The 14,666-nt window shown below is 69.7% G+C and carries 13 protein-coding genes; 10 read left to right on the plus strand and 3 right to left on the minus strand.

Annotation, left to right across the window (positions count from 1 at the left end):
- Positions 1-287: 287 nt before the first annotated feature.
- Positions 288-1,280: a hypothetical protein gene (locus tag ACOJUJ_RS21285; protein ID WP_420128926.1), complete on the minus strand. Its 993-nt coding sequence runs from the start codon at positions 1,278-1,280 to the stop codon at positions 288-290.
- 145 nt (positions 1,281-1,425) lie between these two features.
- Here ACOJUJ_RS21285 and ACOJUJ_RS21290 point away from each other — a divergent pair, with 145 nt between their 5' ends.
- The 7 genes from ACOJUJ_RS21290 (at position 1,426) to tsaA (ending at position 10,277) form a co-directional block, all read left to right on the plus strand.
- Positions 1,426-2,001, plus strand: a complete 576-nt coding sequence (locus ACOJUJ_RS21290; protein WP_420128927.1) for a pyridoxamine 5'-phosphate oxidase family protein — start codon at positions 1,426-1,428, stop codon at positions 1,999-2,001.
- A 293-nt stretch (positions 2,002-2,294) separates the two neighbouring features.
- Positions 2,295-4,886, plus strand: coding sequence for a PIG-L family deacetylase (locus ACOJUJ_RS21295; protein ID WP_420128928.1), 2,592 nt, complete (start codon positions 2,295-2,297; stop codon positions 4,884-4,886).
- Between the two features lie 560 nt (positions 4,887-5,446).
- Positions 5,447-6,190 carry a type I methionyl aminopeptidase gene (gene map / locus ACOJUJ_RS21300; RefSeq protein WP_420128929.1) on the plus strand — a complete coding sequence of 248 codons (744 nt, stop codon included), beginning with the start codon at positions 5,447-5,449 and terminating at the stop codon, positions 6,188-6,190.
- 397 nt (positions 6,191-6,587) lie between these two features.
- Positions 6,588-7,631 (plus strand): extracellular solute-binding protein, encoded by a 1,044-nt coding sequence (locus ACOJUJ_RS21305; RefSeq protein WP_420128930.1) that lies wholly within the window; start codon positions 6,588-6,590, stop codon positions 7,629-7,631.
- Positions 7,632-7,634: 3 nt separating this feature from the next.
- A complete protein-coding gene (locus ACOJUJ_RS21310) occupies positions 7,635-8,036 on the plus strand; it encodes a secondary thiamine-phosphate synthase enzyme YjbQ (protein WP_420128931.1) in 402 nt (133 codons plus the stop codon).
- A gap of 9 nt (positions 8,037-8,045) precedes the next feature.
- Positions 8,046-8,963 carry a MaoC/PaaZ C-terminal domain-containing protein gene (locus tag ACOJUJ_RS21315; RefSeq protein WP_420128932.1) on the plus strand — a complete coding sequence of 306 codons (918 nt, stop codon included), beginning with the start codon at positions 8,046-8,048 and terminating at the stop codon, positions 8,961-8,963.
- Positions 8,964-9,863: 900 nt separating this feature from the next.
- Entirely contained in the window at positions 9,864-10,277 is a 414-nt protein-coding gene (gene tsaA / locus ACOJUJ_RS21320; RefSeq protein ID WP_420128933.1) for a tRNA (N6-threonylcarbamoyladenosine(37)-N6)-methyltransferase TrmO, read from the plus strand.
- Positions 10,278-10,618: 341 nt separating this feature from the next.
- Here the strand turns inward: tsaA and pdxH are convergent, their stop codons facing one another.
- On the minus strand, positions 10,619-11,224 hold the full coding sequence (gene pdxH / locus ACOJUJ_RS21325) for a pyridoxamine 5'-phosphate oxidase (protein WP_420128934.1): 606 nt from the start codon (positions 11,222-11,224) through the stop codon (positions 10,619-10,621).
- 4 nt (positions 11,225-11,228) lie between these two features.
- Complete coding sequence (locus ACOJUJ_RS21330) at positions 11,229-11,864, minus strand: DUF2911 domain-containing protein (RefSeq protein WP_420128935.1); 636 nt, start codon at positions 11,862-11,864, stop codon at positions 11,229-11,231.
- Between the two features lie 130 nt (positions 11,865-11,994).
- Here ACOJUJ_RS21330 and ACOJUJ_RS21335 point away from each other — a divergent pair, with 130 nt between their 5' ends.
- The 3 genes from ACOJUJ_RS21335 (at position 11,995) to ACOJUJ_RS21345 (ending at position 14,616) form a co-directional block, all read left to right on the plus strand.
- On the plus strand, positions 11,995-12,264 hold the full coding sequence (locus ACOJUJ_RS21335) for a CPXCG motif-containing cysteine-rich protein (RefSeq protein ID WP_420128936.1): 270 nt from the start codon (positions 11,995-11,997) through the stop codon (positions 12,262-12,264).
- 442 nt (positions 12,265-12,706) lie between these two features.
- On the plus strand, positions 12,707-13,219 hold the full coding sequence (locus tag ACOJUJ_RS21340) for a SixA phosphatase family protein (protein ID WP_420128937.1): 513 nt from the start codon (positions 12,707-12,709) through the stop codon (positions 13,217-13,219).
- Positions 13,216-14,616, plus strand: coding sequence for a CHAD domain-containing protein (locus ACOJUJ_RS21345; protein ID WP_420128938.1), 1,401 nt, complete (start codon positions 13,216-13,218; stop codon positions 14,614-14,616). The genes ACOJUJ_RS21340 and ACOJUJ_RS21345 overlap by 4 nt, the downstream gene beginning before the upstream one ends.
- Positions 14,617-14,666: the final 50 nt, after the last annotated feature.

Genomic DNA, 14,666 nt, shown 5'->3' on the forward strand with positions numbered 1-14,666 from the left:
TGTGCAGTGAGGGGAACGATTTTCACGCGGAGGCGCGGAGAAAACAGAAGAGGCGCGGAGGGAACGCCCAAAACGCCTCCGCGCCTCATCCGTTCCTCCGCGCCTCCGCGTGATGCTTTTCCGTCGTTCCTCTGATTGCACAACGAGCTGCGAGAAATGGTATTAGATTAGATTACTCGTGTCGTTTCCTCTGCCTGGACCGTTTGAAACCTGGTCCGCACAGCGAAAACGCAGGGGCGTCCGGCTGGGGCCGGACGCCCCCGTCTTCATTCGTCGCAATGCGGCGGTCAGCTCGCGGCGCGCTGGCCCAGGGCCTCGCGCCAGCGCAGCAGCCGCGGCGCCAGCGAGCGGGCGGCGGGCGCGGGGCGGTACGCGGAAAGCGACACCAGCGACGGCCGCTGGAACGAGCGCCAGCGCCGCATCCCCACCTGGTCGCCCAGGTCGCGGGACAGCGTGTGCAGGCGGGTGCGCGCGTGGTCCTTCTGCGGCGCGTCGCCCCAGGCAAGGGCCACCAGCAGCGCCTCGCGCGCGGCGCCCGCGTCACCCAGGGACAGCGCGGCGCCGGCAAGCTCGTGCGCGGCGCGGCCGCGGTCCACGGGGTCCGTGTAGCGAGCCGCGGCCAGGCACAGGTCGCGCGCGGCGCCCCGCCGGTCGCCCGCCGCGCGGCGCAGGGCGGCGCGCTCCTCCAGCCCCACGGCGGCGGCCTCGGCGTCGCCGGCGCGCAGCGCGCCGCGAATCACGCGGCCCAGCATCCGCACACCGTCATCCGATACCACCGCCTCGCCCACCGCCGCCAGCCGGGCGATCTGACCGTCGCCGCCGTCCAGGTCGCGCGCGGCGCAGTACAGCACCAGCGCGCGCTGCCGGTCGCCCATCTTTCGCGCCAGGCGGGCGGCGTGCAGGGCGGTGGCCCCGCTTCCCTCGTCCAGCGCCAGCGCCAGGGTGATGAAGGCATCGGCCTCGGGCAGGCGGCGCGTCTTTTCCAGCTCGCAGGCGTAGGAAACCAGCGCCGCGGAAAGCGAACCCGCGGTGGCGCCCTCTTCCAGCACGCGCAGGCCGCGCAGCAGAATGCTCTTCTCGGCGCTCTTCTCCAGCCGCTCCACCTCGGCGCGGGCGCGGCGCAGCGTGAACTCGTCGGGCGCGCCGCGCACGGACAGCTCCACGACGCGCAGCACCAGCGCGCCCGCGGCGGCCCGCCGCGCGCGTTCGCCGCGCTCCGTCTCGCTGATGTGCCGCAGCGTGTCCTGCGCCGCCGCCGCCGTCTGGGTCGCCTGCGTCATCCAGAGCCCCGCAAGGAGATTGAGAACCGTTCTCAATCAATGTAGCTACGGAAGGGTGGAGTGTCAAACCTCCTTTTACGCGCGCGGCAAGGAGTGTACGTTCGCGTGCGGATGGGGATGACACACGCGGAGGAGCGGACGAGCGATGGCGAAGGTTCTGGAGCAGATCACGGACGAGCTGCGTGCGTTCATCGGCGCGCAGCCGCTGTTTTTCGTGGGTACGGCGCCGCTGGAGGCGGACGGCCACGTGAACCTGTCGCCCAAGGGGCTGGACTGCCTTCGGGTGCTGGGTCCGCACCGCGTGGCGTACCTGGACCTTACGGGGAGCGGCAACGAGACGTCGGCGCACCTGGCGCAGAACGGGCGCATCACCGTGATGTTCTGTGCGTTCCAGGGCCCGCCGTTCATCCTGCGCCTGTACGGCCGCGGCGCCACCGTGCTCCCCGGCGAGCCGGACTGGGACGAGTTGCGCCCGCTCTTTCCCGACCACCCCGGCGTCCGGCAGATCGTCACCATCGACGTGCACCGGGTGCAGACGTCGTGCGGCTTCGCGGTGCCGCGGATGGAGTTGGTAGGCGACCGGGACACGCTGCCCCGCTGGGCGCTCAACAAGGGCGAGGCGCGTCTGGTGGAGTACCGCCAGGAGAAGAACGCCCGCAGCATCGACGGCCTTCCCGCGCCGCTCACCGCACGGGGATCGCTGGTGCTGGGCCAAGGCTGACCCGCGGCGCGTTAAGACGATGCGAGGCGTCCAGGGCGGCCCGCGGGCTCGAGTGCGGCGCTCGTTCAGAACGGCGGGGTACAGCCCAGGCTCGCGTCTCCCCTCTCCCGCGCAGTTCCGCATGGTTTACGGGTGAGGGCGGGGGGTGAGGGCCTCGTCAGGCGACGGCTGGATCCCGATCGACGAGTCCTGAATCAGCGGCTACGGCTGGGCGCTCCGGGAGGAGCAAGCAGGGAGGGGCCCATCCCGCAAATGCCGTTGTGCGCCCGGAACCCGTGACATAGCTTGGCGGGATGAACCTTCGATCTTTCGCAATCGCAACGCTGGCGGCGGCACTGCTGCTGCCGATGACCCCGCGGCCCGCGCCCGCGCAGGACGGCGGCGAGTATCGCGGCGCCGCCGCGCTGGGGCTGCAGCTGCGCAAGCTGGGCATTACCAAGCGCGTGCTGATGATCGGCGCGCATCCGGACGATGAAGACACGCAGCTGCTCGCCCGCTTTGCGCTGGAAGAGGGCGCCGAGGTGGCGTACCTCTCCCTTACGCGCGGCGAAGGCGGGCAGAACGGCATTGGGCCCGAGCTGGGCGAGGGGCTGGGGCTGCTGCGCACCGAAGAGCTGCTGGCCGCCCGCCGCGTGGACGGCGCGCGGCAGTTCTTTACCCGCGCGTACGACTTCGGCTTCAGCAAGAGCGCGGAAGAGACGTTTCGCCACTGGCCGCGCGAAGAGCTGCTGCGCGACGTGGAGATGGTCATCAGCCAGTTCCGCCCTGACATCATCATCACGGTGTTCAGCGGCACGCCGCGCGACGGCCACGGCCACCACCAGGTGTCGGCCATCCTGGCGCGCGAGGCGTTCACGGCGCTCTCGGCACCGTCCCGTGGACCGGGGTGGCGACCGGCCAGGCTGTACCAGTCGCTGCGCGGCAACGCGGAGAACGCCACCGTCCGTGTGCCGATCGGCAACCTGGACCCCCTGATCGGGCGCTCGCCCTTTCAGCTGGCCATGGCCAGCCGTTCGCGGCACCGCTCGCAGGACATGGGACGTCCGGAGCTTCCCGGCCCGCGCTGGGGCACACTGCGCCGGGTTCTTCCCGAGGGTGCCACAGGCACGGAGCCGTCCGTCTGGGCGGGACTCGACACCACGCTTGCGCTCGACGGGCCGGCGGAGAGCACCGCCGCACGCGCGCTGGCGCGCTACCAGCAGCAGGTAGAGACCGTTCGGTCGCGCTTCAACCCGCTGGAGCCCCGCGCCAGCGCGGCGGGGCTGCTGGAGGCGCTGGGAACGCTGTGGGTGGCGTGGGATTCGATGCCGGCCACCCATGGCGTGGCGGATCTCAAGTCCGACATCATGGACGAGATCCTCAAGGTGCAGGAAGCGGCGGTCGCGGCGCTGGGGCTGGTGATCGACGGCGTGGCCGGCGACGCGCGGCTGGCGCCGGGGCAGGCGGTGGACGTGGAGGTCACGCTGTGGAACGGCGGCGCGGAGCCCATCCGGGTCCGCGACCTGAGCCCCGGGATGCACGGCGACCGAAACTGGTACGCCACTCCGGTCGACACCATCCCGGGCCCGGGGGTGGAGGCCACGGTGGCGCCGGGCGCCCTGCTGACGCAGCGGTGGAAGGTGCACGTGCCGGCCGGGGCGGACCCCACGGAGCCGTACTTTCTCCGCGAGCCGCGCAAGGGCGACCTGTACTACTGGGAGATGGACGACCGCGACATGGCCGAGTCGCTGCCGTTCGAGCGGCCGCCGCTCACCGCGTGCGCCCAGGGCGAGGTGAACGGCCAGAAGCTCAGCCTGTGCACGGATGTCACCTATCGCGAGGTGGACCTGCGCCAGGGCGAGCTGCGCCGGCCGGTGATGGTGGTGCCCGCCGTCTCGGTGCTGCTGGACCCGCCGGCGCGCGTGCTTTCAACCGCCTCGCCGCGCCCCATCACCTACACCGTCCGCCTGGCGGCCGAGCAGCCGGGCGGCATCGCGGGGACGGCGCGGCTGGAGGTGCCGGCCGGGTGGCGCGTGGAGCCCGCGTCCGTGCCCGTGCGCTTTGCCGCGCCGGGCGAGGTGCGCGAGGTGCGCTTCACCGTCACCGCGCCGGCGAACGCGCGGGCGGGCGACCACCCGGTCTCCGCCGTCTTCGTGGCGGAGGATGGACGCCGCTTTGAGCGCGGGGTGCAGATGATCGACTATCCGCACGTGCGCGCCCGGCCGCTGTACCACGACGCGCGATCCGTGGTGCGCGCGTTCGACGTGCGCGTGCCGCAGGGGCTGCGCGTGGCGTACATCGAGGGCGCGGGCGAGGAGGGACCCGGCTTTCTGGCGAACCTGGGGATCACCCCGGAGCTGCTGGATGCGGAGGACCTGGCGGAGGGGGACCTGGACCGCTTCGACGTGATCATCGCCGGCAGCCGCGCGTACGAGGTGCGTACGGACCTGATGGCGCACAACCAGCGGGTTCTGGACTACGTGGAGCGCGGCGGCACCTTCATTGTCCAGTACAACAAGTACGAGATCGTGGAGGGCAACTTCACCCCGTTCCCGATCACCATGGCGCGCCCGCACGGCCGCGTGACCGACGAGAACGCGCCCGTCCGCACTCTTGACCCCGCGCACCCCGTCGTCACCACGCCCAACCGCATCACGGAGGCGGATTGGGCCGGATGGGTGCAGGAGCGCGGCCTGTACTTCGCGGAAACGTGGGATCCCGCGTACACCCCGGTGCTGGAAACCGGCGACCCCGGCGAGACGCCGCTGAAGGGCGGCCTGCTGATCGCCCGCCACGGACAGGGAACGTACGTCTACACGGGCATCTCGTTCTTCCGCCAGTTCCCGCACGGCGTTCCCGGCGCGTACCGGCTGTTCGCCAATCTGCTGGCGCTGGGAGCGAAGTAGGGGAGTGCGAAAGTGCGAGAGTACGAGAGTACGAGAGTGGGGGGCGCTGGATTGCCGCTGCTCGATTGGATGATGTCCGGGTTGCGGACGCGCTGGCCTTGGACCGCCACACCGTTGGGCCGCCGAGTCCGCCCCAGGAGCGAATGAATTCGCCGCTGGGAAAGCGCAAAGTCCACCTTCGTGGACTGTAGCCGCGACGGCGGGGCGCTTCGACATACGCAGGCTCGCCCGAACGCGCCGGGTTGCGGACGCGCAGGTGCTTGAGACGCCGTACACGGCCCGGCCGCCGAGTCCGCGCAGGCGGTGCTGTTGTAGCGGTGAATTCATTCGCTCCTGCAGGCGGGACGCGCCCGTGTCATGTCGAAATCGCGACGAACCTTGTCTACCGTGACATGGCTGATCGTGCACGACGACGGCTCGCCGCCTGATCGGGAATCGCGGCGACGAACCATCATCCCAAACGTGGGCGATCATGCGTCATGGCGGCCAACGCGGAGCCTGATGGGACGCAATCCGCAGAGCCTGTAGCCCGTACCCGTAAACCTGTCTCCTCGCCGTTCATGTCGATTGAAACGCAGCAGGACCTGGAAGGCCTCAAGCGCGCGGGCAAGATCGTGCGGATGATCATCCGTGCGATGGAAAAGGCGCTGAAGGCTGGCATCACCACCGCCGAGCTGGACGAGATCGGCGGACGGGTGATGCGCCAGCACGGCGCGCGATCGGCGCCCAGGATGGTGTACGGCTTTCCCGGCGACGTGCTGATCAGCGTGAACGACGAGGTGGTGCACGGCATCCCCGGCGCGCGCGTCATCAAGCCCGGCGACCTGGTAAAGCTGGACGTGACCATCGAAAAGGACGGCTACATGGCCGATGCCGCCGTGACCGTCGCCGTGGCGCCCGCGCCCGAGCGCGCCCGACGCCTTGCCGACTGCGCCCGCGCCGCGTTCGCCAGGGCGATGGAGGTGGCGCGCGAGGGGAACCGCGTCCACGACATCGGCCGCGCGGTGGAGGACGAGGTGCACCGCCGCGGCTTTCGCGTGCTGCGCGATCTGAACGGCCACGGCATCGGCCGCACGATCCACGAAGAGCCCAGCGTTCCCAACTACTACGACCCGCGCGCCAACCAGCTGCTCACGCACGGGCTGGTGATCACCGTAGAGCCCATCATCGGCGAAACTACGGGCAATTGGGTGGAGGGGTCGGATGGATGGACCGTGCGCACCGCCGACGGAGGCCTTGCCGCGCACTACGAGCAGACGCTGGTCATCACCCGCGGCAAGCCGATCCTGCTCACGGCGGCGTGAGGCCCTCACCCGGCGGGCCCTCACCCGGCTCGTTCCTCGCCTGCCCTCTCCCGCAAACTGCGTGGGCGAGGGGATAAACGGCGCGAGCTGCGGGGTGCTTCGGCGGGCCCGGCGCCGGCCCCCTCCGGGCGAGCACCACTCGCCCACCTCCCCCGACACTGCCGGGGGAGGTTGGACGCGATCCGAAGCTGTCGCAGCGGGATCGAAGTTCTCCTCTCCCCCCTGCAGTTCGGGGGGGAGAGGCCGGGAGAGGGGGGGCGCTGGCGGACGAAGTTCGATTTTATTCGACGAGCCTCCGAATCCCCGGTTACGACTCTCCCCTCTCCGTGAGGAACGAACGGGGAGGGGCCGGGGGAGGGGCACCCTCGCGGGCAATCAACATCCTCGAAGAAACGAAATGCTGAACAGACCGGGCAGGCTGGGGGCGCTGGCGGCGCTGGTGCTGGCGGCGGCGTGCGGAGGCGGGGGCGACGCGGGGCAGGTGGTGACCGTGTACTCGCCGCACGGGCGCGAGATGCTGGAGGCGTTTGAAAAGCAGTTCGAGGCCGCGCACGCGGGTGTGGACCTGCAGTGGGTGGACATGGGGTCGCAGGAGGTCTTCGACCGCATCCGCTCCGAGCGTGCCAACCCCCAGGCCGACGTGTGGTGGGGCGCACCCGCGCCGCTCTTTGAGCAGGCCGCGGGCGATTCGCTGCTGGAGCGCTTTGTCCCCACCTGGGCGGGCGCGCTGCCGGCGGACGCCAGGAGCCCGCAGGGCCTGTGGCACGGCAACTACCTGACGCCCGAGGTCATCGCCTACAACTCCGCCGCCATCCCCGCCGCCCAGGCGCCGCAGGACTGGGACGATGTGCTGGCGCCGCAGTGGAAGGGCAAGGTGCTCATCCGCGACCCCATGGCCAGCGGCACCATGCGCACCATCTTCGGCATGGTGATGGACCGCTCGCTGCGCACCACGGGCGACACGGCGCAGGGCTTTCAGTGGCTGCGGCGGCTGGACGGGCAGACCAAGGAGTACGTCCTCAATCCCACCATCCTGTACCAGAAGCTGGCGCGGCAGGAGGGGCTGGTAACGCTGTGGGACCTGCCCGACATCGAAATCATCAAGAAGCAGTACAACTATCCCATCGACTACGTGATCCCTCGCAGCGGCACGCCCCTGCTGGTGGATGCCGTCGCCGTGGTGCGGGGCGCGCCCAACCCGGAGCAGGCGCGGCAGTTTGTGGAGTTCATCGGCAGCAACCCGGCGCTGGCGCCCGCCGCGCGCGACTTTTTTCGCCTTCCCGCGCGCAACGACTTTCCCGCGGACTCGCTGCCGGAGCGCATGCGCGCCGTCCGCGCGCAGATCCGCCCGGAGCCCATCGACTGGAACCGGCTGCAGCAGCAGGGCCCCGCGTGGATGCGCTACTGGGATGAGAACGTGCGCAACCGCGGACCGCGCTGACGGATGCAAGAGATCCGGGTGCGCACCTCGCGCCGCAGCGAGATGGCGGAGATCACCGACAAGGTGCAGGCGATCGTGGCCGCGGATGGCCTGAAGGAGGGCGCGGTCGTGCTGCAGAGCCTGCACACCACCGCCGCCCTCACCATCAACGAGAACGCCGATCCCGACGTGGTGCACGACGTCCTGGGCAAGCTGGACCGCCTGGTGCCGCATGAGGAGCCGTTCTACCGCCACGCCGAGGGCAACAGCGACAGCCACCTCAAAACCAGCTTCTTTGGCCCGTCGCTCACGGTGATCGTCAGCGGCGGGCGGCTGGTGCTGGGCCGTTGGCAGGGGATCTATCTCTGCGAGTTCGACGGCCCGCGCGAGCGGCGGGTGGCCGTGCAGCTGCTGGCCGGGGCGTAAAGGCGGCGGATGTCGCGCCCGCCGTCACCGCTGCGGTCGATGCTGCGCCTGGCCGCGCGCGGCGTCCGCGTCAGCGGCGCGGCGCCCGCGCTGGACGTGACCTCCCCGCGCCGCAAGGCCGCCCGCGAGTGCGCGGAGATCTACGTGGACCCCGCGCACGTGCGCGACTACGCCCGCGCCACCGGCGGCGACGCGGTCACCGCGTTCTTCGACGCGCGGCCCGCCACGCCGCCGTTCTACTGCGCCACGTGGGAAACGGCGCTGGCGATGGAGATGCTTGCCGGGCTGGAGACGCCGCTGCCGCTGGGTGCCATGGTGCACGTTTCCACCGAGATGGTGTGGGCGCGCCCCCTGACGCCTGGCGACGCCATCCGCTGCCGCGTGGAGCTGGACCGGGTAGAGCGCACGCCGCGCGGGCTGAAGATGACCATGCTCTCGCGCAACTGGATGGGCGCCGGCCAGCTCTGCAGCCAGGGCACGTCCGTCTTCATGCTCCGCACGCGCACGCCGCACGACGCTGAACCGCCCCGCCTGGATCGGCCGGCTCCCGCAGCCGACGGCATTGCCTGGAGCGAGCTGGCGCGCTGGCCCCTGTCCGCCGGCGCGGGCCGCCGCTACGCCCGCGTCTCCGGCGACTACAATCCCATCCACCTGTGGCCGTGGACGGCGCGCCCGTTCGGCTTTCGCGCGCCCATCCTGCACGGCTACGCCACGGCGGCGCGCACCGCGCACACCCTCATCGCCCAGCGCCTGCGCGGCGATCCCGGCGCGCTGCGGCGGATGCGCATTGTCTTTCGCGCGCCGCTCCCCCTCCCCTCCACCGCCGTCCTGCTGACCGCCGAAGACGCCGCCGGCCACCGCTTCCGCGTCGCGTCGCCCCACGGGCCTACAGTCTACGCTGAGGGCACGTATGGCGGGGCTGCATAAGGACGGTAGGCCATCTCTGTAGATGCATCGCACACGCATGAAAAGGGGATCATTATGAGTTCAAATCTAACCCCGGACATTCACGTCAGAGTACTTCACTCCGCTCCGGACGAGGCCCTTGATGAACTCACGGAGGTTCTCTCCAGATTCTCAACCAATGTTCATGTCACAACTGATCGTTATCCACTTCAGATGTCAGTTGAATTTGATCTGCCTACTTACGTGGGAGTTTGGCTCACGCTTGAGATCGCGAAAGGATTTCTGGCTGAACTCGGTAAGCCCGCAGCGGTTTCCATGATCAACAAACTAAGCTCTATCCATAAGCGATTGCGCGGCGAGCGGATTCAGTGGGTTAACGCCAGCCAAGCACGAGCACTGGCCGCCGCTGTTGAGAGTGGACAAAGTACCCCCAGCATCGGGCCTAGCGGGTCTCCTCTTTCGATCCATCTTGATGTGGGAGTTATTGGCGGAACAACGTATCGCCGCGAGTACCAATTCCCACAGGAGCTAACGGAAGCGCATATGCAGCGTGCCTTTGCCGAGGTATCCACACACGCTCAGGCGCCCTTCCGCACAATCGGCGTTACGTGCGAGAGATATCACTACTTCCCAAATGCAGGTGGATGGTGCAGGACAGGTCCGCTTACCTATTTCGACGGCGCGGTCGAAATCGACCCATTTCTACAACACACAAATCCTGAATACACCCACGCGGGACCCCTAATTGGAAACCGTGAGAAGATGATATTCCGGTGGTGTGAGTGTCGGAAATACGTGCCGGGTGGAATCTCCAAGAAACAGATTTTGCTCTATACTCTGGATATGGCGCGAGCACTTGGGTACCGCCCCGCAAAGGACTGTCCTAGCTCGCCTTTGGTACGCCTACAGTAGGAGAAGAGCTTGGCGAATTTTGAGGTTAGGGCGATCGGCCGCGTCGAGTCGCCGCTGACGGAGCTGGAGTCGGCTCCGCGGCAGGCGGATGAAGGCGCGCCGGGGGCGTGGCTGGTGTTTGAGCCGGAGGTGCTGGAGGGGCTGCGGGGGCTTCGAGCCGGCGATGACATCATCGTCCTCACCTGGCTGGATCGGGCGCGGCGGGACGTGTTGAGCGTGCATCCGCGCGGAGACACCTCCCGGCCGCTGGAGGGCGTGTTCAACACGCGCTCTCCGCACCGGCCCAATCCCATTGGCCTGCACCGCGTGGGCATCACCGCCATCGACGGTTCGCGGGTGCGGGTGCGCAGCCTGGAAGCGCTGGACGGCACGCCGATCATCGACGTAAAGCCGGTCCTGAGCGAGGACATCGGCCAGCGCTGAACCGGCGCCGCACCCGCGGGGTTGCAGCGGTGCGCAAAGGACTTTGAATCCCCGCGTGATTTCCCGAAGGAGGCGCCGCACCGGACCAGCCCTTCGCGATCTGCCGTGGCGCCGAAAGGATCTCGCCGGCAGAACCGCGGGGCTGGCTTCTACGCTCGGATCTTGGCCGTGCGCGGAGGCCGACGAGATCCTTCGGTCGCGCGCAAGCGGTTGAGTCGCTTCAGGCTTCGGCGTGGCGCTCCCTCAGGAAATCAACGGGCTCGGCGTGTCACGCCTGTAGCGAGCATCATCGTCATTCCTGGCAGGCTATTCCCTATTCCCTGTTCCCTATTCCCTGCAGTTCACGGATACAGCTTCTGCACCGCCCAACGCTGGCCGTCCGCACGATCAAAGCGCTCGCGCTCGTGCAGGCGGCTGGGGCGGCCCTGCCAGAACTCGATGCGCTGCGGGTCCAGGCGGAAGCCCGACCAGTACGGCGGACGCGGGATGTCGTCGCCGGTGAACCGGGCCTCGTACTGCTGCACGCGGCCCATCAGCTCGTCGTACGAGGCGAGCGGCCGGCTCTGCTGGCTGGCCCACGCGCCGATGCGGCTGCCGCGGGCGCGGGAGGCGTAGTACTCGTCCGCCTCGGCGTCGGTGACGGAGGTGACGGGGCCCTCGATGCGCACCTGCAGCTCCAGCGGCTGCCAGAACAGGCAGAGCGCCGCGTGCGGGTTGGCGATCAGCTCGCGCCCTTTGCGGCTTTCCAGGTTGGTGTAGAACACGAAGCCGCGCTCGTCGAACCCCTTCAGCAGCACCATCCGCACGGATGGGCGCCCCTCCGTGTCCGCCGTGGCCAGCGCCATGGCCGTGGGCTCCGCCACGCCCGCCGCCATGGCGCGCTCCATCCACTCCCCAAAGCGGCGGAATGGCTCGCCGAACTCGGCCTGCCGCGTTTCTTCCTCCATCGTGTTACTGCGCTCCCAGGTTGACGAGCTCCATCGGCACGCTGGCGCGCGTGTTTTCCCACGTCATCACCAGGTTCAGCACGTTGCCGCCGCCCGGCTCTAGCGCGATGGTGAACTGCTCCACCGGCGCGGGCGTGCGGCCCACCTGCATGGGAACGCGCGCCAGGTCCTGCGCCTGGTCGTACTCCGTGCCCCACTGCCCCGTCTGCTTGTTGATGATCAGCTGCCACGCGTTTTCCGTCGGCAGCGTGTAGAGCGTGTGGGTGCCCGCCGGAACCGTCGTGCCGCCGATGCGCAGGTCGCGCGTGGTGACCAGCGTGGTGGCCGCGTTGGCGCCCGTGCGCCACACCTGCCCGTACGGAACCAGGCCGCCCATGATGGTGCGTCCGCGCATGGACGGCCGTCCGTAGTCGATCAGGACGCTGCCGTCCGCGATGGTCGCCTGCGCCGTGTCGCGCGGGCTGGCGGGGGCCTGCTGCTGTCCCTGCGGCTGGGCCGGCGCGGGTGCTTCGGCGGACGGAGCGGGCGCGGCGGTTTCCCCTTCGGCCGTCTCCGTTTCGCCCGAGCCGGAGCAGGCGGCCAGGGACGCGACGGCCATCATGAGCAAGCCCGTGCGCAGGGCGGGGGCAAATCGGTTCATGGGATCTTCGTGGCGCGGGTGGATCAGGGCGACGCAATCCCGTGGATTGTACCCGGCGCCGCCCCCGCCCGGCAAGCGGCCGAGGAGCGGCACGCTTGGTGATGCGGCCCCGACGACGCATTATCATCGCATGATCTACATTGCAGAAGAGCCCGAGGACGCCTGGCTGGACGAAGACTTTCCGCTGGGCGACGGCACCGCCGACACCGGTGCGACCGTGTTCTGCCCCTACTGCGGCGAGCCGGTGGACATCGCACTGGACCCCGGCAGCGGCCCGCGGCAGGAGTACGTGGAAGACTGCCAGGTGTGCTGCCGACCCTGGCAGGTGCACGTTACCTACCTTTCCGACGGCTCGGCGGAGGTGACGGTGGAGGCGTCGGATGACGGGTGGGATGATTGAGGGGTGATGCCGATGGATAGCGGTTCGGCGACCAGCATCGAACTGGCGGCCGCCGGGGTGCCCCTCCCCCGACCCCTCCCCGTTCGTTCCTCACGGAGAGGGGAGAAGTCGATCGCGCTGTGGCAGGATTCAACGTGCTGGGCTGTCGGATCGCGTCACCTCTCCCCCGAAGTTGGGGGAGAGGCCGGGAGAGGGGGCCGCCCGCGGACGCAGTCGGATACTGGCGGAAGCGCCCCACCATGTCGGCCACATCAACCTCCCCCAGGGTTTTTTGGGGGAGGTGGGCGAGGTTTACGAGCCCGGAGGGGGTGCTCCGCGGACGCAGCTGTATACTGGCCGAAGCGCCCCGGCTCCTCGCCGACCGGGCGCTCGATTGTAACGGCCCGTGGTGTGCTTGGTACGGCGATCAGGACCGGACGATGACGACGATGAGGAGGAGGAGATGAAGCTGCTGGTGATCCGCCACGGCGTGGCCGAGGACCGCGACTCGTTCGCGGCCAGCGGGCAGCCCGACAGCATGCGCCCGCTGACGGACGAAGGCCGCAAGCGCATGCGCGGGGCCGCGCGCGGCCTGAAACGCGTGATGCCCAAGCTCACCATGCTGGCCAGCTCGCGGCTGGTGCGCGCCGCGCAGACGGCGGAGATCGTGAGCAAGGCGTACGGCGGGATGGAGGTCGTCACGCTGGAGGAGCTGTCGCCGGAGCGGCGGCCCGACGAGTTGCTGGGGTGGCTGCGCTCGCACCAGCTGGGCGACACCGTCGCCGTCATCGGCCACGAGCCGCACCTGGGCTTTCTGATCGGCTGGCTGCTCACGGGGCGCAACGACTCGTTCGTGGAGATGAAGAAGGGCGGCGCCGTGCTGCTGGAGTTCGACGATCCGCCGTCCGGCGGCAACGCGGTGCTGTCGTGGTCCATCGCGCCGCGGCAGCTGCGCTGGCTGGGCGAGGGCGCGTGAGCCTGCTGGAGCTGGGCGTGCACCGCGCCGCGCGCTTTCTGGCACTGCGCTTTCTGGCCGAGGCGCAGGCCGCGCGCGTGCGCCTGGACGACGCGGGCGACGCGGAGGCGCTCCACGACTTTCGCGTGGGCCTTCGTCGGCTGCGTAGCACCGTCCGCGCCTACGCCGATCACCTGCGGGACGCCATCGGCGGCAAGGACCGCAAGCGGCTCAAGGCGCTGGCCGGCGCCACCGGCCAAAGCCGCGACGGCGAGGTGATGATCGAGTGGATGCAGTCGCGCCGTGACGGGCTTTCCGGCGCGGAGCAGCCCGGGGCGGACTGGCTGCTGGAGCGCCTGCGCGCGCGGCAGGCGAAGCTTGACCGCGACCTGCGCGACGAGGTGGCGCACGACTTTGGGCGCGAGCGCAAGCGGCTGTCGCGGCGCCTGTCCGCGTACGAGGCGCACGTCGACGCCGCGGACCCGCGCGAAACGCCGCAGATGGGCGGCGTGGTGGCGGACCTGGTCGTCGCGCACGTCGCCGACCTGCGGCGCAGGCTGGATGCGTCCGGCTCCATCGCCGAGCAGGAGGCACTGCACGAGGCGCGCATCTCCGCCAAACGCCTGCGCTACCTGCTGGAGCCGTTCGCCGACGAGCTTCCGGAGGCCGCGTGGGCGGTCAAGCGGCTCAAGAAGATGCAGGACACGCTGGGCGAGATGCACGACGCCTACGTGGCCGGCCAGCTGCTGGCGGCGGAGCGCGCGGACGCGGAGGCCATGGACCCGCGCCCGGAGCCGGACCCCGTTCCCGGCCTGCAGGCGCTGCGGACCGCGGCGCAGAGGGAGATGGAGCGGCTTTACGCGGAGGCGTGCGTAAGCTGGCTGGCGGGGCGGGCGTCGGAGTTCCTGGCGAGGGTGGATGCGCTGGCGGAGGAGATGCGGGGCAGCGGCGCGGGCGCGAACCAGGAGATCGAGCGCAAGTTCCTGCTGCGCAGCATGCCGAAGCTGCCGCCGGGCGCCGTGCGGACGGAGATCGTGCAGGGCTACCTGCCCGGCGACCACCTGCAGGAGCGCGTGCGCCGCGTGCGCCGCGCGGGCGAGCCGGCGAAGTACTATCGCACGGTCAAGCTGGGCTCCGGCATCAGCCGCACGGAGATCGAGGAAGAGGCGGACCAGGCCACCTTCCGCCGCCTCTGGCAACTGACCAAGGGCCGCCGCGTCCGCAAGCTGCGCTTCAAGGTGCCCGACGGCGCGCTCACGTGGGAGATCGACCGCTTCTTTCGCCGGCGGCTGGTGCTGGCGGAGATCGAGCTGCCCTCCGAGGACTTCGACGTGCAGATCCCCGACTGGCTTCGCGATCACGTGGAACGTGACGTTACCGGCGAGGACGAGTACGTCAACATCAACCTGGCCCGGTAAAAGCGCTCACGCGGAGACGCGGAGAAAAGATGAGCCGCGGAGATGCTTTC

Origin of the sequence: Longimicrobium sp. (assembly GCF_048594345.1) — a bacterium.
Lineage (GTDB): Bacteria > Gemmatimonadota > Gemmatimonadetes > Longimicrobiales > Longimicrobiaceae > Longimicrobium.

Coding starts and splice junctions, on each gene's coding strand:
- ACOJUJ_RS21285 (WP_420128926.1), bottom strand. CDS start 1,280: ATGACGCAGGCGACCCAGACGGCGGCGGCGGCGCAGGACACGCTGCGG.
- ACOJUJ_RS21290 (WP_420128927.1), top strand. CDS start 1,426: ATGGCGAAGGTTCTGGAGCAGATCACGGACGAGCTGCGTGCGTTCATC.
- ACOJUJ_RS21295 (WP_420128928.1), top strand. CDS start 2,295: ATGAACCTTCGATCTTTCGCAATCGCAACGCTGGCGGCGGCACTGCTG.
- map (WP_420128929.1), top strand. CDS start 5,447: ATGTCGATTGAAACGCAGCAGGACCTGGAAGGCCTCAAGCGCGCGGGC.
- ACOJUJ_RS21305 (WP_420128930.1), top strand. CDS start 6,588: ATGCTGAACAGACCGGGCAGGCTGGGGGCGCTGGCGGCGCTGGTGCTG.
- ACOJUJ_RS21310 (WP_420128931.1), top strand. CDS start 7,635: ATGCAAGAGATCCGGGTGCGCACCTCGCGCCGCAGCGAGATGGCGGAG.
- ACOJUJ_RS21315 (WP_420128932.1), top strand. CDS start 8,046: ATGTCGCGCCCGCCGTCACCGCTGCGGTCGATGCTGCGCCTGGCCGCG.
- pdxH (WP_420128934.1), bottom strand. CDS start 11,224: ATGGAGGAAGAAACGCGGCAGGCCGAGTTCGGCGAGCCATTCCGCCGC.
- ACOJUJ_RS21330 (WP_420128935.1), bottom strand. CDS start 11,864: ATGAACCGATTTGCCCCCGCCCTGCGCACGGGCTTGCTCATGATGGCC.
- ACOJUJ_RS21335 (WP_420128936.1), top strand. CDS start 11,995: ATGATCTACATTGCAGAAGAGCCCGAGGACGCCTGGCTGGACGAAGAC.
- ACOJUJ_RS21340 (WP_420128937.1), top strand. CDS start 12,707: ATGAAGCTGCTGGTGATCCGCCACGGCGTGGCCGAGGACCGCGACTCG.